General features: G+C 66.2%; 21 protein-coding genes. 12 read left to right on the plus strand and 9 right to left on the minus strand.

The annotated features are described in order from the left end of the window. Positions 1-51 precede the first annotated feature (51 nt). Both MMB74_RS08395 and MMB74_RS08400 read right to left on the minus strand, forming a co-directional pair. On the minus strand, positions 52-1,656 hold the full coding sequence (locus tag MMB74_RS08395) for an NAD(P)H-hydrate dehydratase (protein WP_277428137.1): 1,605 nt from the start codon (positions 1,654-1,656) through the stop codon (positions 52-54). A 97-nt stretch (positions 1,657-1,753) separates the two neighbouring features. Then, a complete protein-coding gene (locus MMB74_RS08400; protein ID WP_277428138.1) occupies positions 1,754-3,055 on the minus strand; it encodes an FAD-dependent oxidoreductase in 1,302 nt (433 codons plus the stop codon). Positions 3,056-3,366: 311 nt separating this feature from the next. On the opposite strand from MMB74_RS08400, the gene purL reads away from it, so the two are divergent. Next, complete coding sequence (purL, locus tag MMB74_RS08405) at positions 3,367-7,446, plus strand: phosphoribosylformylglycinamidine synthase (RefSeq protein WP_277428139.1); 4,080 nt, start codon at positions 3,367-3,369, stop codon at positions 7,444-7,446. 119 nt (positions 7,447-7,565) lie between these two features. Here purL and MMB74_RS08410 read toward each other — a convergent pair whose 3' ends face one another. The 5 genes from MMB74_RS08410 to MMB74_RS08430 form a co-directional block, all read right to left on the minus strand. Beyond that, complete coding sequence (locus tag MMB74_RS08410) at positions 7,566-8,345, minus strand: peptidylprolyl isomerase (protein ID WP_277428140.1); 780 nt, start codon at positions 8,343-8,345, stop codon at positions 7,566-7,568. Positions 8,346-8,459: 114 nt separating this feature from the next. After that, positions 8,460-8,777 (minus strand): BolA family protein, encoded by a 318-nt coding sequence (locus MMB74_RS08415; RefSeq protein WP_277428141.1) that lies wholly within the window; start codon positions 8,775-8,777, stop codon positions 8,460-8,462. After that, positions 8,774-9,310 (minus strand): septation protein A, encoded by a 537-nt coding sequence (locus MMB74_RS08420; protein ID WP_277428142.1) that lies wholly within the window; start codon positions 9,308-9,310, stop codon positions 8,774-8,776. The genes MMB74_RS08415 and MMB74_RS08420 overlap by 4 nt, the downstream gene beginning before the upstream one ends. A gap of 102 nt (positions 9,311-9,412) precedes the next feature. Further along, a complete protein-coding gene (msrB, locus tag MMB74_RS08425; protein ID WP_277428202.1) occupies positions 9,413-9,835 on the minus strand; it encodes a peptide-methionine (R)-S-oxide reductase MsrB in 423 nt (140 codons plus the stop codon). A gap of 84 nt (positions 9,836-9,919) precedes the next feature. Then, on the minus strand, positions 9,920-11,476 hold the full coding sequence (locus MMB74_RS08430) for a protein adenylyltransferase SelO (RefSeq protein WP_277428143.1): 1,557 nt from the start codon (positions 11,474-11,476) through the stop codon (positions 9,920-9,922). A gap of 168 nt (positions 11,477-11,644) precedes the next feature. Between MMB74_RS08430 and MMB74_RS08435 the strand changes: the two genes are divergently transcribed. The 8 genes from MMB74_RS08435 (at position 11,645) to MMB74_RS08470 (ending at position 18,533) form a co-directional block, all read left to right on the plus strand. Continuing rightward, positions 11,645-13,294 (plus strand): 3-(methylthio)propionyl-CoA ligase, encoded by a 1,650-nt coding sequence (locus MMB74_RS08435; RefSeq protein ID WP_277428144.1) that lies wholly within the window; start codon positions 11,645-11,647, stop codon positions 13,292-13,294. Between the two features lie 61 nt (positions 13,295-13,355). Further along, complete coding sequence (gene pncA / locus MMB74_RS08440) at positions 13,356-13,988, plus strand: bifunctional nicotinamidase/pyrazinamidase (RefSeq protein ID WP_277428145.1); 633 nt, start codon at positions 13,356-13,358, stop codon at positions 13,986-13,988. Positions 13,989-14,042: 54 nt separating this feature from the next. Next, positions 14,043-14,645 (plus strand): hypothetical protein, encoded by a 603-nt coding sequence (locus MMB74_RS08445; protein ID WP_277428146.1) that lies wholly within the window; start codon positions 14,043-14,045, stop codon positions 14,643-14,645. Between the two features lie 449 nt (positions 14,646-15,094). Continuing rightward, a complete protein-coding gene (locus MMB74_RS08450) occupies positions 15,095-15,397 on the plus strand; it encodes a Dabb family protein (protein WP_277428147.1) in 303 nt (100 codons plus the stop codon). A gap of 73 nt (positions 15,398-15,470) precedes the next feature. Then, the gene (locus tag MMB74_RS08455) at positions 15,471-15,932 is read left to right on the plus strand and encodes a PaaI family thioesterase (protein ID WP_277428203.1); all 462 of its coding nucleotides are present in this window, start codon (positions 15,471-15,473) and stop codon (positions 15,930-15,932) included. 87 nt (positions 15,933-16,019) lie between these two features. Then, positions 16,020-17,018 (plus strand): NADP-dependent oxidoreductase, encoded by a 999-nt coding sequence (locus MMB74_RS08460; RefSeq protein WP_277428148.1) that lies wholly within the window; start codon positions 16,020-16,022, stop codon positions 17,016-17,018. A gap of 150 nt (positions 17,019-17,168) precedes the next feature. After that, complete coding sequence (locus MMB74_RS08465; RefSeq protein ID WP_277428149.1) at positions 17,169-18,029, plus strand: SDR family oxidoreductase; 861 nt, start codon at positions 17,169-17,171, stop codon at positions 18,027-18,029. A 60-nt stretch (positions 18,030-18,089) separates the two neighbouring features. Further along, a complete protein-coding gene (locus tag MMB74_RS08470) occupies positions 18,090-18,533 on the plus strand; it encodes a GNAT family N-acetyltransferase (RefSeq protein WP_277428150.1) in 444 nt (147 codons plus the stop codon). A gap of 51 nt (positions 18,534-18,584) precedes the next feature. Here MMB74_RS08470 and MMB74_RS08475 read toward each other — a convergent pair whose 3' ends face one another. Both MMB74_RS08475 and MMB74_RS08480 read right to left on the minus strand, forming a co-directional pair. Next, on the minus strand, positions 18,585-19,406 hold the full coding sequence (locus tag MMB74_RS08475) for an NRDE family protein (protein WP_277428151.1): 822 nt from the start codon (positions 19,404-19,406) through the stop codon (positions 18,585-18,587). A gap of 33 nt (positions 19,407-19,439) precedes the next feature. Beyond that, positions 19,440-20,489 (minus strand): folate-binding protein, encoded by a 1,050-nt coding sequence (locus MMB74_RS08480; protein WP_277428152.1) that lies wholly within the window; start codon positions 20,487-20,489, stop codon positions 19,440-19,442. Positions 20,490-20,567: 78 nt separating this feature from the next. On the opposite strand from MMB74_RS08480, the gene mltG reads away from it, so the two are divergent. From mltG to MMB74_RS08495, 3 genes are read left to right on the plus strand one after another with little or no spacing between them, the layout of a single operon-like run. After that, a complete protein-coding gene (mltG, locus tag MMB74_RS08485) occupies positions 20,568-21,674 on the plus strand; it encodes an endolytic transglycosylase MltG (protein WP_277428204.1) in 1,107 nt (368 codons plus the stop codon). Continuing rightward, complete coding sequence (gene tmk, locus MMB74_RS08490; RefSeq protein WP_277428153.1) at positions 21,675-22,295, plus strand: dTMP kinase; 621 nt, start codon at positions 21,675-21,677, stop codon at positions 22,293-22,295. It begins immediately after the preceding gene. Between the two features lie 50 nt (positions 22,296-22,345). Continuing rightward, positions 22,346-23,377 carry a DNA polymerase III subunit delta' gene (locus MMB74_RS08495; protein WP_277428154.1) on the plus strand — a complete coding sequence of 344 codons (1,032 nt, stop codon included), beginning with the start codon at positions 22,346-22,348 and terminating at the stop codon, positions 23,375-23,377. The last annotated feature ends 3 nt before the right edge of the window (positions 23,378-23,380 follow it).

Here is a 23,380-nt window from a genome sequence, read left to right on the forward strand (position 1 = left end):
GCCTCTCGTGCGGAGCGCCGTTGCGGGGCCGACGGCGGGTAGCGTCGGCCGCTAGGACGCTTCGGCGCGCGCGGGATAGATCAGCCGATTGAGCAAGCGGCGCACGGCAGGGGCCAGTTCGCCGGCCGTCAAACCGGCTGGTCCGGCGCCCGAGGCCGTAAGCGTGTCGGCGGCCAAGCCATGCAGATAGACGCCCGCCAGCGCCGCCTCGTAGCTCGGCAAGCATTGCGCCAGCAAAGCCCCGATGATGCCGCCGAGCACGTCGCCGGTCCCGCCCGTGGCGAGCGCGGCGCTGCCGGTCGGATTCACGGCGCTGCGCCCGTCGGGCGTGGCGATGACGGTGCCCGCCCCCTTGAGCACGACCGTGGCGCTAAAACGCGTGGCCAGCGCCCGCGCCGCGCCGAGCCGGTCGCCTTGGATTTGGGCGGTATCGCAGCCGAGCAGCCGCGCCGCTTCCAACGGATGCGGCGTCAGCACGCAACGCTGCTCGCCGCCTGGCGCATTGCGGGCCGAGCGGGCGGCTAAGGCATCGGCCAAAGCGCGATCCGAAGCGATCAAGTTCAGGCCGTCGGCATCGACGAGGAGCGCCGCATCGCAAGCGAGCGTCTTCGCCAGCGCCGCGGCTGCGCGCTCGCCGTGGCCCATGCCGCAGCCGACGGCGAGCGCATCTATTGCATCGAACGCGAGCGTGCCGGGAGGGTGGAGCATGAGTTCCGGATAGGGCGGATCGTAGGGCGGCGCACCCTCGCCGATCAAGGCGACGTGGACCTTTCCCGCCCCGGTATGCAGCGCGGCGCGCGCGGCTAGGATCGGCGCTCCGCACATGCCCGTGTCGCCGCCGACCACGGCAAGGCTGCCGAACGTTCCCTTATGAGAGGCGAATGCGCGCGCCGGGAACTGCGAAGCGAAAAGCGCCGGCGCGTTCAGGCGAGCGGCATCGGCGGGGGCGGGCAAATCCACCCCGAGCGGCGCAACGATTACCGCGCCGGCCAGGTCGCGGCCCTGCGTCATGTATAGGCCGGGTTTAGCGCCGAGAAACGTGACGGTTTCGGTCGCGCGTACGGCGGCGCCCCCGCCCACGACGTTGCCCGTGTCGCAATCGAGCCCGCTCGGCACATCCAGCGCGAGCACACGCCCATGCGTGCTCGCCCGTAGCGCGATGCGCGAGGCCAACTCGCCGAACACGCCGTCGAGCGGGCGGGCAAGGCCGATGCCGAACAGCCCGTCCACCAGCCATCCGAACGCATCGAGCGAGGCGGGCGGCGCGTGAAAGACGGGCACGCCCGCGGCGCGCGCTTCGTCGAGCGCCCAGCGCGCATCGTCGGTTCCCACTTCGACCGGCATGCAGACTTCGGCCGCGATGCCCGCTTGCCGCAGCCGCGCCGCGAGCACGAGCGCATCGCCGCCGTTGTTGCCCGGGCCGGCTGCGATCCAGACCGGGCGCTCGGCAGCGAGCGAGCCGTCGTGTGCGGCACGCTCGAGCAGATAATGCGCGCTCGCGGCGCCCGCGCGAGCCATCAGCGTGTGGGCGGGCAAGCCATGCCCGCCCCGCGCTTCGAGTTCGCGCAGTTGGGCGACAGTGAAAAGGGGTAGCGGCCGATCGTTCGGCGAGAGCAACTGCGGCGGATGGCCGGGCGAGACGGGAGAGTCGGTCATGAGAGGGGCTTCCACGGACACGCTTTGCCGGACGCGCGAAGCCGGTGCGGCGCCCCGCGCTCACAACGCGATACGGCGCCGGCGGCGCGCAACCGCGTCAGCTCGCGAAGCGATCGACCCGCAACGCGGCCAGCGTTTCGGGCGGCACCAGCGGCGCCGCGCCCGAGATCAAATCTGCGACCACTTTAGCAGACCCGCACGCAAGGCCCCAACCGGCAGGGCCGTGCCCGAAGTTGACGAATAGCCGCGGGTGGGCAGTGGCGCCGACCACCGGTAAGCCATCGGGCGAGAGCAGCCGCAGCCCTTCCCAGGCGTGCGCGGCCGAGATCTTGGCCGCTCCGGGGATCCAATCGTGCGTGGCCTGGGCGAGCAAAGCCGTGCCGGCTTCGGCGAGCGGTTCGGGCAACGGCTTGGCCGTTTCGCGCTCGGGCTGCAGCACGGCGGCGCCCGCTACGCGGATGCGCTGGTTCATGCGCGTCATCGATACGCGCCGCACCGAATCGACGACGGTCAGATGCGGCGCGCATTCCTCGTAAGCGATCGGCGCCGTCAGCGACAACATCCGCACGGCGTGCAGCGGCAGCGGGAGCCCTAGCTGCTCGAGCAGCGCCACGCTGCCCGTGCCCGCCGCGACCACGACCGCGTCGCAGGACATGACGTCGACCTCGCGCTTGCGGACCCGTTCGCCTTCGGCCGGTGCAAGTTCGACGGCGGCGCGGTGACCTTCCAATCGAATTGCGTCGACTGCGCGCCCGAATAGGAACTGCACTTCGCCTTGCTCGTCGAGCACCTGCTTCACGAGTTTCGTAAACAGCGGACAGTTGGCGGTGCGCTCGCGTTCGAACAGCACGCCGCCCGCAAAGGGCGGCTCGGCGGGAAGGGAGTGCTCGATGTCGGCGCATTGGGCGGCCGACAGCACGTGATGATGCATTTCGAATTCACGCAGCAACTCGAGCGCGCTTTGCGCCTGGTCCCATTCGCGCTGATCGCGAATGACATGCAAGATGCCTTCGCGCTGCTCGAACTCCAAATGGAACCCGGCTTCGATCGAGGCGATCGCTTCACGTGAGAGATCGACGAGCGGGCGCAGCCGCAGCCATTGCCGGCGAAACGCCTCGGGCGTCTGCACGAGCGCCAGTTGGCGAGCGAATCGGCGCGCGCTCGAATGGAGCCCGGGACGGTAGACGACGCCGCTGCGCGCGCTGCGGCGCCCGTCCAGGAACGCAGGGCCGAACCATGCGTCGAGCGGCGTCGGCAGCACGATGCCGCCGTGGCCGTAGGTGGCCCCTTGGGCGACCGTCGCGTGGCGCTCGAGCACACACACGCGGTGGCCGGCCGCTCGGAGTTGGTAGGCGGTGGCGACGCCGACGATTCCGCCGCCAATGACGATGACATCCATGAATGACTGGGTTCGGTGCGCACGGACCGCCAGCTCGCGAGACGGGGCAAGCGCCGTGCCGTATGCGAAACGCGGGGCGACGAGCGAGACGCGGGTGAGGCAAACCGCGCATGATAGCGCCAAACGGGCTGCGATGGCGCTTGCGCGGCGCAAAAGCGGCGCCCGAACCACGGTCCGGACGGCGCGAACGCCCCTCTCGCGCCTATCGGGAAACGAGTTCCGGGTATAATCTCGGTCTTCCTTTCGCCTCATGTCGTGGCATGCGCGCGCGAACCGCGCGATGCGCGACTCATCGACGCCTACGTCCTTCCATGGCCCACTTCTCGTGCTTCCCCGGTGCTTCGGCGCTTTCCGACTTCCGTCAAACCCGTCTGCTCGAAACGCTCGCTCGCATCGACGCCAATATCGTCGGCGTTAGCGGACGATATCTGCACTTCGTCAACGCGCTGACGCCGCTGTCGCCCGAGGACGAGCAACGCATCGAGGCGCTGCTGCATTACGGCGAGTCCGCCCAAGCCGAAGAGGGGCGCGGGGCGCAAGAGACCTTCCTGGTGGTGCCGCGCATCGGCACGGTTTCGCCCTGGGCGAGCAAGGCGACCGACATCGCGCATCACTGCGGGCTCGCCCACGTGCGGCGCATCGAGCGCGGCATCGAGTTCACGGTCACGCTGAAGTCGGGGCTGGCGGGCTTGCTGGGCGGAAAGAAGGCGCTCGGCGAAGCGGTGCGTGCCGCGGTGGCCGCGGCGCTGCACGACCGGATGACCGAGAGCGTGGTCGCCTCGCGCGACGATGCGCTGCATCTGTTCGACGAACTGCCGGCCAAGCCGCTCGCCACCGTGGATGTGCGCGCCCAGGGGCGCGCCGCGCTCGAGCGCGCCAACGGGGAACTCGGTCTTGCGCTCGCGGACGACGAAATCGACTACCTCGTCGATGCGTTCGGCAAGCTGGGCCGCAATCCGACCGACGTCGAACTCATGATGTTCGCGCAGGCGAACAGCGAGCACTGCCGCCACAAGATTTTCAATGCGCAATGGACGATCGATGGGCAGGCGCAGGACGTCTCGCTGTTCCAGATGATCAAGAACACCGAGAAGCTGAACCCGCAGGGGACGATCGTCGCCTATTCGGACAATTCGGCCATCATGGAAGGCGGCCCTGCCGAGCGCTGGTTCCCGCGGCCCGCGAAGGCCGGCGACGGCGTGGCGCTCGACGAGCGCTACGAGCGCCATGTCGAGCTGACCCATACGCTGATGAAGGTCGAAACCCACAACCACCCGACGGCGATCTCGCCATTCGCCGGCGCGGCGACGGGGGCGGGCGGGGAAATCCGCGATGAAGGCGCGACCGGACGCGGCGCGCGCCCCAAAGCGGGCCTCACGGGCTTCACGGTTTCGAACCTCGAACTGCCCGGCGCGGTCGAGCCCTGGGAAAACGCGCGCGACTGCGCGCAACCGCCCGCCACGCGCGATCCGAGCGAGGCGCAGGCGGCCTACGGCCGTCCCGACCGCATCGCTTCCCCGCTGCAAATCATGATCGACGGCCCGCTCGGCGGCGCCGCGTTCAACAACGAATTCGGCCGGCCCAATCTGGGCGGCTACTTCCGCGTCTACGAACAAAACGTCGGCGGCCAAGTGCGCGGCTATCACAAGCCGATCATGATCGCCGGCGGCATCGGCAATATTTCGGACGGGCATACGCACAAGCACGATCTGCCGGCCGGCTCGCTGCTCGTGCAGATCGGCGGCCCCGGCATGCGCATCGGCATGGGCGGGGGCGCGGCCAGCTCGATGGCGACGGGCGCGAACACGGCCGAGCTCGATTTCGATTCAGTGCAGCGCGGCAATCCCGAGATCGAGCGGCGCGCGCAGGAAGTGATCAACGCGTGCTGGCAACTCGGCGCGAACAACCCCATCCTGAGCATCCACGATGTGGGCGCGGGCGGGCTCTCGAACGCATTCCCCGAGCTCGTCGACGGCGCCGATAAGGGCGCGCGCTTCGAACTGCGCCAAGTGCAGCTCGAGGAAACGGGCCTTTCGCCGCGCGAAATCTGGTCGAACGAAGCGCAGGAACGATACGTCTTGGCCATAGCCCCGGCCGATCTACCGTTATTCGATGCGATTTGCGCGCGCGAGCGCTGCCCCGTGGCCGTGGTCGGCGTGGCAACGCAAGAGCGGCAGCTGCAGCTGATCGATGCGCATGCGCAGGGCGAAGCCGCCTATCCGGTCGACATGCCGATGGACGTGTTGCTCGGCAAGCCGCCGCGCATGCACCGCGACGTCCAGCGGGTGAGCGCCGAACGCGCGCCGGTCGACGTGACAGGGCTCGCGCTGGCCGATCTCGCCGTGTCGGTGCTCAAGCACCCCACGGTCGCAAGCAAATCGTTCCTCATCACGATCGGCGATCGCTCGGTTGGCGGCACGAGCGTGCGCGATCAACTCGTTGGTCCGTGGCAAGTTCCCGTTGCCGATTGCGCCATCACCGCTGCCGACTACGCCGGCTATCGCGGCGAAGCGATGACGATGGCCGAGCGCACGCCGCTTGCCGTCATCGATGCCCCCGCTTCGGGCCGCATGGCCGTTGGCGAAGCCATCACGAACATCGCTAGCGCGCCGATCGCATCTCTCGACAAGCTCAAGCTGTCCGCGAACTGGATGGCCGCCTGCGGCGTGCCGGGCGAAGACGCCGCGTTGTTCGACACGGTCAAGGCCATCGGCATGGAGCTGTGTCCCGCGCTCGGCATCAGCATCCCGGTGGGTAAGGACTCCTTGTCGATGAAGACGAAATGGGATGAGCAAGGCGTGGCGAAGGAAGTCGTCGCCCCGGTGTCGCTGATCATTTCGGCGTTCGCGCCCGTCGACGACGTTCGCCGCCATTTGACGCCGCAATTGCGCCGTCACGACGAAGTGGGCGACTCGGTCCTGATCGCGATCGACCTCGGCCGCGGCAAGCACCGCTTGGGCGGCAGCATTCTCGCGCAGGTCACGCAGCAGGTGGGCGACAGCGTGCCCGACGTCGACGACGCGCAAGACTTGAAGCGCTTTTTCACGGCGATCCAATCGTTGAATGCGAGCGATCGCTTGCTGGCCTATCACGATCGGTCCGACGGCGGCTTGTGGGCGACGGTGTGCGAAATGGCGTTTGCCGGCCATGTCGGCGTTTCGCTCAACGTCGACATGCTCGCGCTCGACGCGGCGCACGAGTTCGACTACGGCGATGCGAAGGATTGGGCGAAGCAGACGAGCGGCCGGCGCGACGATTTGACGTTGCGCGCGCTGTTCTCCGAGGAACTCGGAGCGGTAGTGCAGGTGCGCGCGGCCGATCGCGATGGCGTGCTCGCCGCACTGCGCGAGCACGGCTTGAGCGCTTGCTCGCACGTGATCGGCAAACCCAACGAACGCGATGTGATCGAGGTGTATCGCGACGCGAAGAAGATCTACGACGCACCGCGGGCCGAGCTGCAGCGCGCCTGGAGCGAGGTGAGTTGGCGCATTGCGCGCCTGCGCGACAACCCCGCCTGCGCCGACGCCGAATACGACATGCTGCTCGATGCGAACGATCCGGGCCTCTCGCCGCATCTCTCGTTCGATCCGAGCGACGATATCGCGGCGCCGTTCGTGCAATCGGGCGCGCGTCCGCGGGTCGCGATCTTGCGCGAGCAGGGCGTCAACTCGCATCTGGAAACGGCCTATGCGTTCGATCGCGCCGGCTTCGATGCCTACGACGTGCATATGAGCGATTTGCTCTCCGGCCGCGCGTCGCTCGGCGATTTCGCAGGCGCGGTGGCATGCGGCGGTTTTTCGTACGGCGACGTGCTGGGCGCGGGCGAGGGCTGGGCGAAAACCATCCGCTTCAATCCGCAGCTTGCCGACATGTTCGCGGCCTTCTTCGATCGTGCCGATACCTTTGCGCTCGGCATCTGCAACGGCTGCCAAATGATGAGCAGTTTGGCCTCGATGATCCCCGGCGCCGATGCCTGGCCGAAATTCACGCGTAACAAATCCGAAAAATTCGAGGCGCGCTTCTCGTTGGTGCGTGTCGAATCGTCGCCGTCGATTTTCTTTGCTGGGATGGAAGGCTCGCGCATTCCCGTGGCGATCGCTCACGGCGAAGGGTTCGCCGATTTTTCGCAGCAAGGCGACCCGGCTCGCGCCGCCGTCGCGATGCGCTTCGTCGATCATCATGGCGAGGCGACCGAGCGTTACCCGTTCAATCCGAACGGCTCGCCCGAAGGGATCACGTCGGTCACGACGCCGGATGGACGGTTCACGGTGCTCATGCCGCATATGGAGCGCGTCCATCGCACGGTGCAAATGAGCTGGCACCCCGAAGGCTGGGGCGAAGCGAGCCCGTGGATGCGCGTGTTCCGCAATGCACGGCGCTGGTTGGGCTAAATTGCGAGCGTCGTAGGAACGCTGCAGAAAGACCGCAGAAACACAAATGCCGCCCTAGGGCGGCATTGTCTTTGGTGTCACGGCAAAGGAGGCAAGACGTGCAGCCGGCGGCGATCGATTTACTCGACTTTCGCCTTGGCGCGCAGCTTCTGTTCGAACGCTTGCAGCTTTTCTTGCTGCATCTGCTGAACGATTTGGCCCTTGACCTGATCGAGCGGCGGCGGCTTGACGGCGCGAATATCGTCGACGCGGATGATATGCCAGCCGAATTGCGTATGCACCGGCGTATCGGTCATCTGGCCTTTTTTCAGCTTCTCTGCCGCAGCCGCGAATTCCGGCACGTAAGTCTTGGGATTCGCCCAATCGAGATCGCCGCCGTTCTTGCCCGAACCCGGATCCTTCGAGAACTGCTTGGCGAGATCTTCGAACTTGGCGCCGCCCTTGATCTTGGCGATCAAATCCTTCGCTTGCTGCTCGTTATCGACGAGGATGTGATGCAGGTGGTATTCATTGCCGCCAGCCTGCTTGATCAGCTCGTCGTAACGCGCCTTGACTTCCGCATCGCTCGGCTTGTTCTTCGTGACGTAGTCTTCGATCATCGCGCGCAGCACGACCGTTTGCTGAGCCACGGCCACTTGCGCCTTCACATCGGCACGCGTCGGGATGCCTTCGCGCACCGCTTCTTGCATGAGAATTTCGCGATTGACGAGTTCGTCGCGCACGGCCTGATGCAATTGCGGGGTGTCCTGCTGACCTTGCTTCACGAGTTGGCTGATCAGCGCGTCGGCGCGCGACTTGGGAATGGCGGTACCGTTGACGACGGCGACGTTCTGCGCAAACGCCGGGGCAGCTGCGAACGCAGCGACCAACACGCAGAGACGGGTCTTTTTATGGATCATCGGGAATTCCTAGCGTTCCTGTCGAAAAGAATCGGTGGAGGGAGCGCGCCCCCGGCTTGCCGCCCTGTCGAAGGGGGACCGGGGCGCTCGAGGGTCAAGCAACGACGGCGTGGATCACGCGTCGGGCAGCCGAGAAAATTCTTCTGGCGTGTAGGCCGTGATGGCGAGCGCGTGAATCCCGCGTTGCATGACGTCGGCCAGCGCATCATACACTAGGCGGTGTCTGGCCACGCGGGGCTTGCCCGCGAACGCGCCGGCGACGATCGTCACCGAGTAGTGCCCGCCGGCCGAGGCGCCCGCATGGCCCGCATGTTGCGCGCTGTCGTCGCGCACGGCGACCGACTCCGGGGCGAGCGCGGCAAAAAGGCGCTGCTCGATGAACGCCACGCGGGCATCGGGCGATGCGGCGAGGAAGGCGGGGGCGTCGTTCATTGCTCTTCCTCCTTCATGTACTTCGCCAGCCACAGGCTTTGCGCGACGATGAAGACGAACATCGCGCCGGTCGTGCCGAACAGCTTGAAGTTGACCCACTGCGCCTCGGTGAAGTTGCCCACGACATAGAGGTTGACGACACCGAGCGCGACGAAGAAGAACGCCCAGGCTAGATTCAGTTTGTCCCAGACGGCGGAGGGCAGCGTCAGTTGCTTGCCCATCATCGTTTCGATCAGGTTCTTGCGGAACCCGTACCGCGCCACGGTGAGGCCGACCGCGAACAACCAGTAGAGCGCCGTCGGCTTCCACTGGATGAACTTCTGGTTGTGCAAGACGAGCGTGGCGCCGCCGAACACGACGATCACGGCGAGGCTCACCCACAACATCGGATCGACCTTGCGGTGGCGAAACGCCACCCAAGCCACCTGCACGAGCGTTGCGGCAATCGCGATGGCCGTGGCCGTGAAGATGCCCCACAGCTTGAACGCGACGAAAAAAAGGATGATCGGGAACAGATCGAAGAGAAATTTCATGAAGGCGCAAGAGTCCCAAAGCGTCGTTGGACGGGGGCCGTGCGCGGCGCTCGATGCGGTGCGCACAGCCGCTAGGCGGCAAGACGACGCCTCGCCGCCTACCTACTTGGGCTCGAATTGTAGCGCAGCCGAATTGATGCAGTAACGTAGGCCGGTCGGCGCAGGGCCGTCCTCGAAGACGTGGCCGAGATGCGCGCCGCATTGCTTGCAGCGCACTTCGATGCGCAGCATGCCGTGCGAGCGATCGGTGCGCTCTTCGATGACTTCGCCGTTGATCGGCTTGAAATAGCTCGGCCAGCCGCAGCCGGCATCGAACTTCGTCGACGATTCGAACAGCGGCGCGCCGCAGCAGACGCAATCGTAGACGCCGCCTTCCCAATGGTCCCAGTAACGCCCCGTAAACGGCCGCTCGGTCGCGGCGTGGCGCGTCACTTCGTATTCCATCTCGGACAATTGCTCTCGCCAGGCCTCGTCGGGCTTGCTGACCTCGTACGTTTCGCGCGTTGCGTCGGAAGAATCGGGCATAGCGGTAGGACGTTCATTCATGTCGGTGTGTCTCCGTTGTGCGGCGCGGCTTTTGGCGCGCCGGGTTGAGCAGGCGTTCGCGGTTCACGACGAACAGCTCACTTCGAGGGTGCCGGCCCAGTCGGGCGGCAGCGCCGCGTAAGCGTCGTTCTCGGGCTGCTCGTCGAACGGCTGGCGCAGCACGGCCGCAAGGCGCTCGAGCTCCGAGAAATCCTTTTCCTTCGCGCGCCGTATCGCCGTTTCGGCCAGATGGTTGCGCAGCACGAACTTCGGGTTGACGCGATTCATCGCCTCGCGCCGTGCATCGTCCTCGCGCGGCTCGAGCGCGAGCCGCGCCCGATAATCGGCGAGCCAGCCGTCGATCCCGGCCAGATCGAGAAACAGGTCGCGCACGGGCGCGTCGCCGCTCGCATCGCGCTTGGACACCTGCGACAGACGCCGGAACGTCAGCGTGAAGTCGGCGCGGCTCGCATGCATGAGCCCGAGCAAACGATCGGCCAGCGCGGCGTCGCCTTCGTGCGTCTCGTGAAGGCCCAGCTTCGCGTGGAAGCGGCGCTCCAGCGCCGGACCGAAATGCCCCTTGAAGCCGTCGAGCGTCGCTTGCGCATCGGCGACCGAGCGGTCCGAACGCACAGTTTCATCGTAGCGCTCGCCGATCAGCGGCATCAGCGATTGCGCGAGGCAAAAGCAGTTCCAATAGGCGATCTGCGGCTGCATGCGGTAGGCGTAGCGGCCTTGCGTGTCGGAGTGATTGCAGATGTAGCCGGCGTCGAAGCCGTCGACGAAGCCGAAGGGGCCGTAATCGATCGTCAACCCCAAGATCGACATGTTGTCGGTGTTCATGACGCCGTGGCAAAAGCCCACCGCTTGCCATTGCGCGACGAGTTCCGCCGTGGCCGCGACGACCCGATCGAGCAGCGCGAGATAAGGATCGTCGGACTCGCGGCAGGCGGGGTAGAAGCGCTCGATCACGTGGTCGGCGAGCGTGCGCAGTTCGTTCGTGCGGTCCGCGGCGTAAAAGTGCTCGAAGTGGCCGAAGCGTACGAAGCTTGGCGAGACGCGCGTGACGACCGCCGCCGTTTCGATCTCTTCCCGGCGCACGGGCTGATCGGAGCCGATCACGCTAAGCGCCCGCGTCGTGGGAATGCCGAGATGGTGCATCGCCTCGGAGCACAAGAACTCGCGAATCGAGGAGCGCAGCACGGCGCGGCCGTCTCCCATGCGCGAGTACGGCGTGCGGCCGCTGCCTTTCAGTTGCAGCTCGTAACGCTTGCCCGCGTGATCGAGCTCGCCGAGCGAGAGCGCGCGGCCGTCTCCGAGCTGCCCCGCCCATACGCCGAACTGGTGCCCCGAGTACACGGAAGCATAGGGCAAAGCCTCGTGCCGCCATTCGCGCGTGGCGTTGCCCGTGAAGAGTTCGGCGAAGCCCGGATCGGCGGCGATCGCCGGATCGAGGCCGAGCAGGCAGGCCGCGTCGGCGGAAAAGCCGACGACGTACGGCGCGGGCAGCGGCGACGCGGGCAGGCGGGTGTAAAACGCGCTGCCCAAGCTCGCAAAAGCGTCTTGGCGCTGGGCGAATAGGGCTTCGATGAGCGCCGAGAGGTTCGTGGACGACTCGGCGATGCTTGGGGAAAACGACATATTGAGGGCCTCGGTGTTACCCGATATTGTAAGTCGCCGCCCCGCGGCGCGCTGAGCGCGGCTCGAGTCGCGCAAACGCCCGTTGCGCCGGGCTGTCGCAGGTTGCAACGAATCGACGCACACATACAGGAATACAGGACCGTCCACCCGCGCGAGGAGACCGCCGCTATGCCAACGCCGTTGCTGGGCCAGATGATGGACGTACCGCTGAACGTATCGACGCTGCTCGTGCACGCCGCCCGATACGCCGCCACGACCGAAATCGTGTCGCGCCGCATCGAGGGCGACATTCACCGATACACCTACCGCGATTGCGAACGGCGCGCGAAGCAGCTCGCGCAGGCTTTGATGCGGCTTGGCGTCGAGCAGGGCGATCGCATCGGCACGCTCGCGTGGAACGGCTACCGCCATCTCGAAGCGTATTACGGCACGACCGGATTCGGCGCCGTGTGCCACACCATCAACCCGCGGCTTTTTCCCGAGCAGATCGCCTACATCGTCAACCATGCCGACGACCGCTACGTGTTGTTCGACACGACCTTCGCGCCGCTCGTCGCCACGCTCGCGCCGCGCTGCCCGAACGTGAAAGCTTGGATCGCACTGGCGGCCGATGCGGATATCCCGGCGCTGGACGCACCGGTGCTCGGCTACGAGACGCTCGTCGAGGCGCAAGACGGCGATTTCGATTGGCCGGCGCTCGACGAACGGCTTGCGTCGTACCTTTGCTATACGTCGGGCACGACCGGCCATCCCAAAGGCGCGCTGTACTCGCATCGCTCCGTCTACTTGCACGCCATGGGCGCGGCGTTGCCCGACGCCATGGGGTTTTCGGCGCACGACTCGGTGCTGCCGGTCGTGCCGATGTTCCATGTGAATGCGTGGGGCATCCCGCACGGCGCGCCGCTTGCCGGTGCGAAGCTCGTCCTGCCAGGCAAGGATCTGGACGGCAAATCGTTGTTCGAGTTGATGCAGGCCGAGCGTGTGACCTTTTCCGCCGGGGTGCCGACGGTTTGGATGGGCTTGCTGTCGCACGTGAAATCGATTGGGGCGCGATTTTCGTCGCTCGAGCGAACCGTCATCGGCGGCTCGTGCTGTCCGCCGTCGATGCTCGAATCGTTCGAAGACGATTATGGCGTGCGCGTGATCCACGCCTGGGGGATGACGGAGATGTCGCCGCTCGGCACGCTCGCGCGGCTGAACTGGGAGCAATCTCAGCGTCCGCTCGCCGAACGCCGCCGCTTGTTGCAAAAGCAGGGCACGGTCATATGCGGCATCGACATGAAGATCGTCGGCCAGGACGGGCGCGAATTGCCGCGCGACGGCGTCGCTTTCGGCGATCTGCACGTGCGCGGCCCATGGGTGATCGACCGGTATTTTTCGACCGAGGAATCGCCGCTCGTCGACGGCTGGTTCCCCACCGGGGACGTTGCGACGATCGACCCCGACGGTTTCCTCGAAATCACCGACCGCAGCAAGGATGTCATTAAATCGGGGGGCGAGTGGATCAGTTCGAGCGCGCTCGAGAACATCGCCGTCGCGCACCCCGACGTGGCGGAAGCAGCCTGTATCGCTTGTCACCATCCGAAGTGGGACGAGCGGCCATTGCTCGTCGTCGTCAAACGGCCTGGGGCGGCGCTCACTCGGGAGGCGCTGCTTGCGTTCTACGAGGGCAAAGTCGCGAAGTGGTGGATCCCGGACGACGTCGTCTTCGTCGATCAACTGCCGCATACCGCCACGGGCAAGCTGTTGAAGTTGAAGCTTCGCGAGATGTTCCGCGAGCACGTGTTGCCGAGTGCAGGGGAAGGAGCGGCCAATTAATCGATCGTGCGATGATTGACGAGCGGCTGCGACGCCGCCTATCCAAGCGAGGCAGGTATCCATGAAGGGACAGGAAGACGTATTGCTGGTCGTCGATGTGCAAAACGATTTCATGCCGGGCGGCGCGTTGGCCGTGCCGCGGGGTGACGAAATCGTGCCGATCGCCAATCGCCTCGCGACGGGTTTCGAGCATGTCGTATTGACGCAGGATTGGCACCCGCGCGATCACGTCTCGTTTGCGGCCAATCACGACGGCCGCCGGCCGTTCGAGACGATCGCGCTCGCCTACGGCGAACAAGTGCTGTGGCCCGTTCACTGCGTGCAGGGCACGCCGGGCGCGGCGTTTCACGCGGGGCTCGACGCCGCGCATGCTCGGCTCATCATTCGCAAGGGGTACCGGCGCGCGATCGATAGCTATTCGGCGTTCGTCGAAGCCGATCGGCGCACGCCAACGGGGCTGGCGGGCTATCTTCGAGAGGTCGGTGTCAAACGTGTGTGGTGTTGCGGGCTCGCGACCGACTACTGCGTCGCCTGGTCGGCGCTCGATGCGCGCGCGGCGGGCTTCGACGTCGTGTTGGTCGAAGATGCCTGCCGCGCGATCGATCTGGACGGATCGCTGGAACGCGCGTTGCGGCAGCTGAGCGAGGCCGGGGTGGTACGGATGAGCGCGGAGCAGGCGATGGCGCCGGCATAGGGGCGAACCGCTCTGGACGGCCCGCCTTCGATCGCAACGACAGGACCGATTCGCATGAATTACTTCACCGAGCACACCTACACCGAACCGCGCCGACTAACGCCCGCGGCGACGCCCGAACGCTTCGCTGCCATTGTCGGCACTGTCGTGACGTCAACGGAACACGAGATCGTCGGCCGCAACGGAGAGCATCTGCAGTTCTACGTCGACATCGGCAACGGGGTCCGCTATCAGGCCGACGTCAACATTCGATCTAGCGACGGCAGGCCGATCGAGATGTATCTCGGGGCCGAAAACCTCGACCCCGTCGGTGTCACGCCCGACCAGCCATTCGGCGCGCCGCAGTACGGCGTGTTTCCCGCCGCGGCGCTGAGCTATGCCGCCATCGGGCTGGCCGACGCGATGTTCAGTCCTGTCAGCGATGTGCGCATCCAGCAACAACTCGAGGCCGCATTTGCGCAATCGGTGTTCGTCGCGGTCTACGGTTTGATCTTCGACGACGGAGGCCCGAGCGGCAAAGGCATCCACGAAACGCACTTGAACGTCACGCGCACCCGCCAAGACGGCGCGCTCGCCGTCTACGGCAAAGACGCCAACGGCAATGCGCAGCGCAAGTGGTTCTTTTTCAAGTTCGCCGAAGACCATATCGCCGCCTAGCCCGGCGCTGCTAGGGACCTGGATCGGGCAACCGGAAGGCGTGGCCTCGGTATCGGATCTGCCGTCGATCGACCTCGCGCCACCGACCTCGTCGGTAGGCACCGCGCTGCCGAAGCGGTGGTGGCGAGCCTTCGCCAACGACACGCTCGCGGCCCTCATCGAAAAAGTCTTGGCGAACAACACCGACCGGCGCCTGTTCCCTCGCGGCCGCTCGCTCCATGCGCTGCGCACCGAGCAACGGCGCAACGGGCAACCCCTTGGCTCGACTCGAAAATCGGATGGGTCTGTTCCTTGCGTTCGGCGGTAGTTAGCGATGGCAGGCTGGATAAGAAGAGCGCGGCGGGCGACCGCCGTTGGCCGTTCGACAGGCTGCCCGGCCCCAGCGAAGCGAGTATCATCCGTCGCTACCGCCGCACTTGCGGCAACAGCAGCGTGAAGGAGCTGAAATCGTGATTCGTCACATCGTCATGTGGAAATTGAAAGAGACGGCAGAAGGCGCGGGCAGGGCAGAGAACGCAGCCGCCTTGAAGGCGCGGCTGGAAGAGTGTCGCGACATCGTGCCGGGCATCTTGCACCTCGAAGTCGGCATCGCCGCGCCCGGGCTCGAATCGACGTACGACGTCGTGCTCGTTTCCGATTTTGCCGATAAAGCCGCGCTCGACGCCTATCAAGTCCATCCGAAGCACGAAGCATTGAAGCAGTTCGTCACGGCCGTGCGCGAATCGCGCCAGTGCGTCGATTACGCAGTTTGACGTGTGACCCCGTATGACATCCGAACGCCACCCCACCTCGGCTCAGTCGGTTTCGCCCGCGGGTTCGCCCGCGATGGTGCGTGAGCGCACGATAGAAAGCCCATTCGTCGATCATCTCGGCGTGCGGTTGATCAGTGCGGCGAACGGGGAGAGCGAAGTCGCGCTGACACTGACCGATGAGCAGATGAACACTTGGCATGTCGCCCATGGCGGCGTGACGATGACGCTGGCCGATGTCGCGCTCGCCACCGCGGCGCGAAGCCTGGCGGACGATGGCGTCGGCGTCGTGACGGTCGAGATGAAAGTCAACTTCCTGCAGCCGGGGCGCGGCGAGCTGCGCGCCTTCGGCCGGGTCCTGCATCGCTCCAGCACGATGGCCTACTGCGAAGGAGAGGTGCGCGACGACAGCGGCCACTTCGTCGCCAAGGCGCTCGGGACGTTCAAATATATGCGGCGGCTCGCGGTCGGGCGCGATATCGTCGACCAAAAGAGGCGCAGGCCTCCCGCAGCCCACCCCGGTCCCAGCGACGGCTGATGTCGGCGCCCCATGCGCCCCGTGCGCTTCGTGCGCGCCGCCATCGCCGTATTTCCTTACACCAGCGAATCGGAAAGAGGAATTGCCATGACTCAGATGAATCGCCGCATCGTTCTCGCTTCGCGCCCGCAAGGCGAGGTTCGCACCGACAACTTTCGGCTGGAAGAGGCCCCGCTCGCCGAGTTGGCGCAAGGGCGCTTTCGCGTACGCAACCTGTATCTGTCGATCGATCCGTACATGCGCGGACGCATGAACGACGCGAAGTCGTACGTCGAGCCGCAGCCCCTTGACGAGGTGATGCTAGGCGGCGCCGTGGGTGAAGTCGTGGAGACGAAGCACGGCGGGTTCGCCGCCGGCGAAAAGCTCACCGGCATGTTCGGGTGGCAGCAATACTGCGATTCCGACGGCGCGGGCGTGCGCAAACTCGAGGAAGCGCGGGTGCCGCTCACGGCCTATCTCGGCGTCGCCGGAATGCCCGGCGTGACCGCGTGGTACGGGCTAAACAAAATCATTGCGCCGCGCGAGGGGCAAACGATCGTCGTGAGCGCGGCGAGCGGCGCCGTGGGCAGCGTGGTGGGCCAATTGGCCAAGCTAGCGGGGTGCCGCGCAGTCGGCATCGCCGGCGGTACGGACAAGTGCCGCTACGTCGTCGAAGAACTCGGGTTCGACGCCTGCGTCGATTACAAAGCCGGCAACCTCTACCGCGATTTGAAAGCCGCTACGCCGGACGGCGTCGACGGTTACTTCGAAAACGTGGGCGGGGAAGTGCTCGATGCGACGCTCGCGAGAATGAACCCGTTCGGCCGCATCGCAGTCTGCGGCATGATCGCGGGATACGACGGACAGCCGGTGCCGCTCACGCAGCCGTCGATCATTTTGACGATGCGCCTGCTGGTGCAGGGCTTCATCGTCACCGAACATCTGGACGTGTGGCCCGAGGCGCTCGCGACACTGGTCTCGCACGTGGCGCAAAAGAAGCTGCGCTATCGGGAAAGCATCGTCGAAGGGCTCGAACGCGCGCCCGAGGCGTTGATCGGCCTGCTTCACGGCAAGAACTTCGGCAAGCAGCTCGTCAAAATCGCTTGATGTTCGCCCGCGGGCGCCGCGCCGCGCCCAGTCGCGCCCGCGGCCGCTGTCCCGTTCCTGCGCGGCGGGCGCACCCTGCCGCGCCGCATGGAGACGACCTGGGATGAACGGTGGTAACCGGTCCCAACCGAGCGCTAAAAGGGAGACAAAATGAAAGATTTCCACGGCAAGGTCGCCGTCATCACGGGCGCTGCCAGTGGTTTGGGCCGCGCCTTCGCGCAAAAGGGCGCACAGCTCGGCATGAAACTCGTGCTCGCCGATATCGACGGCGATGCCATGAGCGATGTCGTCGAATCGCTGGCCGCGACGGGCGCCGATGTGATCGGTTTGCCCACGGACGTATCGGACGCTACGCAGGTCGAAGCACTGGCGCGCCGCGCATTGGATGCCTACGGCAAGGTGCATCTGCTGTTCAACAACGCAGGCGTGGGTGCCAGCGGGCTGCTCTGGGAAATGAGCGCGAACGATTGGTCGTGGGTACTCGGCGTCAACGTGATGGGCGTGGCGCACGGCGTGCGCGTATTCACACCAATCATGCTGCAGCAGAACGAGCCTGCGCACATCGTCAACACGGCGTCGGTGGCGGGGCTGATCTCGCCTCCTGCGATGGGGATCTACAACGCGTCCAAGCACGCCGTCGTCTCGCTCACCGAAACGCTTTACCACGACCTGCGTCGCGTGGGCGCGCCTGTCGGCTGCTCCGTGCTGTGCCCTGCGTTCGTTCCGACGGGTATCGCCGAAGCCGAACGCTCGCGGCCTGCGCACTGGCGCAACGAATCGCCGCCAACCGCATCGCAGTTGTTGGCCGGTAGGGAGCTTCGTCGGGCGGTGCGCTCCGGCAAGCTCAGCGCATCCGACATTGCGTCGGCGGCCTACGACGCGGTGAGCGCCGATCGCTTCTACGTCATCACGCATCCGGCCATCTTGGCCAGCGTGCGCGCCCGCCACGAAGAGATCGAGCAAATGCGCGCCCCCACCGATCCGTTGCCGCCGTCCCCCGAACAACGTTGAGCGGCTCGGCCGGTCGCGGCATCGCGGCCCGCGCTTGGAAAATTCGACTTGGAGATTCCGATGCAGGACGTCACGATTGCATCCGAAAAGTGGAGCCGCATCGGGGCGGACGCCTCGCGCGTGCGCGAGGCCGTGTTCATTCGTGAACTCGGAGTCGATGCGCCGCTCGTATCGGACGAAGCCGATAACGGGGCGGTGCATGTCGTCGCATATCGGCAGGGCGAGGCGATCGCCGCCGCGCGGCTGCTGCCGGACGGCGCGATCGGCCGGCTCGCCGTGCTGCCCTCTTCGAGGCGCGAGGGGATCGGCTCAAGGCTGTTGCACACGCTGATCGAGCATGCGGCGCGACGAGGCGATGCCTGTGTCAGGCTGTACGCGCAAAGTGGGGCCGTGTCGTTCTACCTGCGGCATGGATTTGCAACGGTCGGCGACTCGTTCTACGAGGGCGGCGTCGAACATATCGAAATGGTAAGGCCGCTTGCCATCAGCGATGCGCGCGGTTAGCAGGGCTAGAGCTAGGGCGAGGCGACCTGCGGCGATTCGTCGCTCGTCGCCTTAGTACGGCGACGGCTCGGCAATGAAGGCGTACCGGCGTTGATGGCTGCCGGGGCGCGTCAACCGGTGCGAACCATCGTCGTCGCTGCGCTCGACGATGTCGAGCTCGAGCGTCGCACCGCGGATGGCTGCCCGTAGCGCCGTCGTGCCGCGCGTGCCGTAGTCGGGCGTCTCGATGAATGCGGCCGACAGCGCGCGCTCGCGCTCCAGTGCAATGCCTGTGGCGGGCAGCGCCTCGTCGGCCGCCACCCGAGGGTCGCGCATCAATTCGACCAGCGCCTCGAGAGAAGGGGCTCGAGCCCCTTCGGCAAGCGCGCTCAGTTCCGCGCGTTTGCGCACGAGTTTGGGCCAGGGAGTATCGAGGACGGCGTTCGAAATGCCGTGGGCGCCCGGGGGCAGCAAGGCCGGCCCGCGATCGGCCCGGTTGCAATACCAAGCGAGTTCGCGCCGGAACAAGTCGCCGACGATCAAATTGAAGCCGTTATAGCGGGCTGCGTGACCGGCCAAGGCGTTCAAATAATCGAGCGGCGCGACTGCCGGCCCGGTCAGATAACCGGCGACGAGCGCGCCTCGGCTCGGGGCATCGGCGCGCCATGCGTGCGGGGCGCGGTAGTTCGTCAACGCGGCGAAGCGTCCGTCGCGCGAGACGCCGAGCCAGGTGCCGCCGCCGACGAGATCGCGGCCTGCGAGCACGCCCGTTTGGTCGGGCCACCAATCGAGCGGCGCGCTCAACCGCGAAAAATACTCATCGCGGTTGGCGGCGAGCGTCAGTAGCGCGCCATCGTCGGCGCCGGGCCGCCAGTCGAATACGATCAGACACATATGAGGTAGCAGGAAGGTCCGGAATCCAGCCCTTCAAACCTCGCTCGGGAACGCATAAGGCAGCGGCTGAAACACGAGTTGCGGCCCTTCGGCGGCGCCCAGATGAACGGTTCCGCCCTCGAGCGCCGCCAGTTTGATCTCCGCCAGCAAATCGAAGCCGCCGTTCGGCGCGGCCGCCGCATTCACCACCATGCCGCACGGCTGGCCCGGGTCCTCGGCATGAAACAATTCGACGCCGGGCGCGACCGGCTGCTCCAGTGCGCCCGCGTCGAGCGCCGCGGCGCGCTCGACATGGGCTAGCGCCGTGCGCCGCTTGATCGTCCCGCGATACTGGCTGCGCGCGACGACCTCTTGCCCCGGATAGCAGCCTTTGCGGAAATTGACGGCGCCGATGACGTCGAAGTTGACCATCTGTGGCACGAACTGCTCGAGCACGCCTGCGGTGATGCGCGGCTCGCCCGCACGGATATCGAGCCAGTCCCACACCGCCGGAGAAACGCGCGCAAGTTCGCCTTCGAGCACGGCCAGGCGCGCATCGACCAGCGCTTTCGGCCCGATCCACAAATAACGGGCGCGCGCCTGCGCATCGGGCACGCGGATCAGCGACCCGGCCGGTCCCGCCACGTGCACGTGCACGCCGTCGGGCAGGGCATCGAACAGCCCCGAAAGCGCCGCACGCACGTCCCCCGCGAAGCCGACGACGCCAACCGAATCGGTCACGTCGGCCAACTTCGCCTTGGCCCGCAACACGAACATCGAAAGCCGCTTTTGCACCGACGCGGTCAGATCCTTCGATACGAGCAGGCGCACCGCGCCTTGCGCGCGCCAAGCCAGCATCGACGCGAGCAGACGCCCCTTGGGCGAGCAGTAACCGGTCAAGCGGGCGCTGGCGGCGTCCAAATGCTCGATGTCGTTCGTGAGTTGTCCGTGCAGGAATGTCGCCGCGTCGTCGCCCAGCGCCTCGATGACGCCGAACTGGTCGAGCGCCGCGAACGCGCCGCCCGAGAGCGCCGCTTCGAACTGAGCGGGAGCGGGGCGCGACGGCGCAGGGGAGGGGGAAACGGCAGCGTTTGATTGGTTCATGGAATTCGTGTGGAGTCAATCCTGACTTGGGCTTAGGCGAACAAGTATTATATGGGGTCCATCCCAGCCTTGTTGCGCATGACCCTGCTGAAGAAATGCCTCGTTTTCGGGGCGGCGTTTGCCGTCCTGCTCGCCGCGTTGGCCGCCGCAGGCGGCTACTTTTGGGCCACGCGCCCGCTCGCGTTGGCGGCCCCGACGCTCGACGTGACCATCCAACCGCGCAGCACCGTGCGCGGCGTCGCGGCGCAACTGCGGCGCGGCGGCGTGCCGATTCAGGCCGATCCGTTCGTCCTCATGACGCGCTTGTTGGGCTTGGAAAGCCGGCTGAAGTCAGGCAACTACGAGTTCAAAAGCGGGGTGACTCCCTACGAGGTGCTGCAAAAGCTCGCGCTCGGGGACGTCAACGAGTCGGTCGTGACGGTCATCGAAGGCTGGACCTTCAAGCGCATGCGGGCCGAGTTGGACGCCAACCCGGCGCTCAAGCATGATACGGCCGGCATGAGCGACGCAGCGCTGCTCGCAGCCATTGGCGCTGGCGGGCCAGGGGGCGTTCCAGCGCTTGCCGGCACCACCGGGACCACCGGAGCCGACGGATCGGCCGCGGCCAGCAACGCTCAGGCCGCCAGCGCCAACGCCAACGCCAACGCGGAAGGATTGTTCTTCCCCGATACTTACTTGTTCGACAAGGGAACGAGCGATCTGAACGTCTACCGGCGGGCGTACCGGCTGATGCAGCAACGGCTGAACGCCGCGTGGGCGGCACGCGCGCCCGGCTTGCCGTATCGTTCGCCGTACGAGGCGCTCACCATGGCGTCGCTGATCGAGAAGGAGACGGGCAAGGCAGGCGACCGGCCGCTCGTGTCGGCCGTCTTCGCGAACCGGCTGCGCATCGGCATGCCGTTGCAGACCGATCCGGCCGTGATTTACGGCCTTGGCGCGAGCTACGATGGCCACTTGCGCAAGCGCGACTTGCAAAGCGACACGCCATACAACACCTACACGCGCCGGGGCCTGCCGCCCACGCCGATCGCACTGCCGGGCATCGCGTCGCTGCAGGCGGCGATGAACCCCGCGCAGACGAGCGCGCTTTATTTCGTGTCGCGCGGCGACGGCAGCAGCGTCTTTTCCGAAACGCTCGGCGATCACAACCGAGCGGTCGATAAATACATTCGAGGACAGCAATAAATGGCGCGTGGCAAATTCATCACGTTCGAGGGTATCGACGGGGCCGGCAAGACGACGCACCTTTCCTGGTTTCGCGAGCGCCTCGAACGCAAAGTGGCGGACCTCGGCCACGCCGTCGTCACCACGCGCGAACCGGGCGGCACGGCTCTTGGCGAGGCGCTGCGCGAACTGTTGCTGCACGAGCGAATGGATCTCGAGACCGAAGCGTTGCTCATGTTCGCCGCCCGACGCGAGCATCTGGCGCAGGTCATCGAACCTGCGCTCGCGCGCGGCGATTGGGTGCTGTCCGATCGTTTCACCGATGCCACCTTCGCCTATCAAGGCGGCGGCCGCGGCTTGCCCCGGGACAAGCTCGAGACGCTCGAGCGCTGGGTGCAGGGCGGATTCGAGCCCGATCTGACGATTTTGTTCGACTTGCCGCCCGAAACGGCGAGCGCACGGCGCGGTGCGGCGCGCTCGCCCGACAAATTCGAAAGCGAAACGGAGGCATTTTTCGCCCGCACGCGCGCCGAATATCTGCGCCGGGCACAAGAGGCGCCATACCGCTTTGCGATCGTCGACGCCTCCCAAAGCATCGAACGCATCCAGGCCGCGCTCGGCGAGCTCATCGATGCGCTTTGAACGCGCGACCAACATGAAGCGACCGCATCCAACCGCATGAAGGTTCGACGATGATCTATCCGTGGCAGCACGACGATTGGAACCGCCTGCAGCGCTTGCGCGCGCAATGGCCGCACGCCTTGCTTCTTTACGGTCAGGCGGGCATCGGCAAATTGCGCTTCGCGCAGCATCTGGCGCAAGGCATGCTCTGCGAGGCGCCGACCGCCAACGGCGAGCCTTGCGGCCAATGCGTCGCGTGCAATTGGTTCCTGCAGGGCAACCATCCCGACTACCGGGCGTTACTGCCGGAGGCGCTGGCCGGAGAAGCGATAGGCGCGGTTTCCGCTGGCGCCGATGACAAGGCCGAGGGCGAAGAGGGCAAAAAGACTCGCACGCTCAGCAAGGAGATCAAGATCGAGCAAGTGCGCGCTTTGCTCGATTTTTGCGGTATCGGCGCGCATCGCGGCGGCGCGCGCGTCGTGCTGGTCTATCCGGCAGACGCGCTCAATGCCGCCTCGGCCAACGCCTTGCTCAAGACACTGGAAGAACCTCCGGCCGGCGTCGTGTTCCTGCTCGTGTCGGCGCGCGTGGACCGTTTGCTGCCGACCATCGTCAGCCGCTGCCGGCAATGGCCGATGTCGACGCCTTCGGCGAGCCAAGCGCGCGCCTGGCTCGCCGAACAAGGCGTGGCCGACGCGCCCGTGCTGCTGGCCGAGGCCGGCGGCGCGCCGCTCGCGGCGCTCGCGTTGGCCGCCGACGAGAACCGCGGGCTGCGCGACTTCACGCTCAAGCAATTGGCCGCAGGGCCCGCTTGCGACGCATTCGCTTGCGGCGAGGCATTGCAAAAGCTGCCGGTTGCCGTGGTGCTCGGCTGGCTGCAGCGTTGGCTCTACGATCTCGTAGCCGAGCGGGCCGCGCAGCGGCCTCGCTACTTTCCGGCGGCACAACGTGAGCTCGCGCAGTGCGCCGCGCGCATCGACGCCAATGCCTTTGCGCGATTCATGAAGACGGTCACGCGCGAGCGTGCGGTCGAGAATCATCCGCTCAATGCGCGCCTCGTGTTCGAGTCGCTTTTTTTGGGCTACCGAGATTTGTTCGTTTGAGGT

The organism is Trinickia sp. Y13 (assembly GCF_029522115.1).
Lineage (GTDB): Bacteria > Pseudomonadota > Gammaproteobacteria > Burkholderiales > Burkholderiaceae > Trinickia.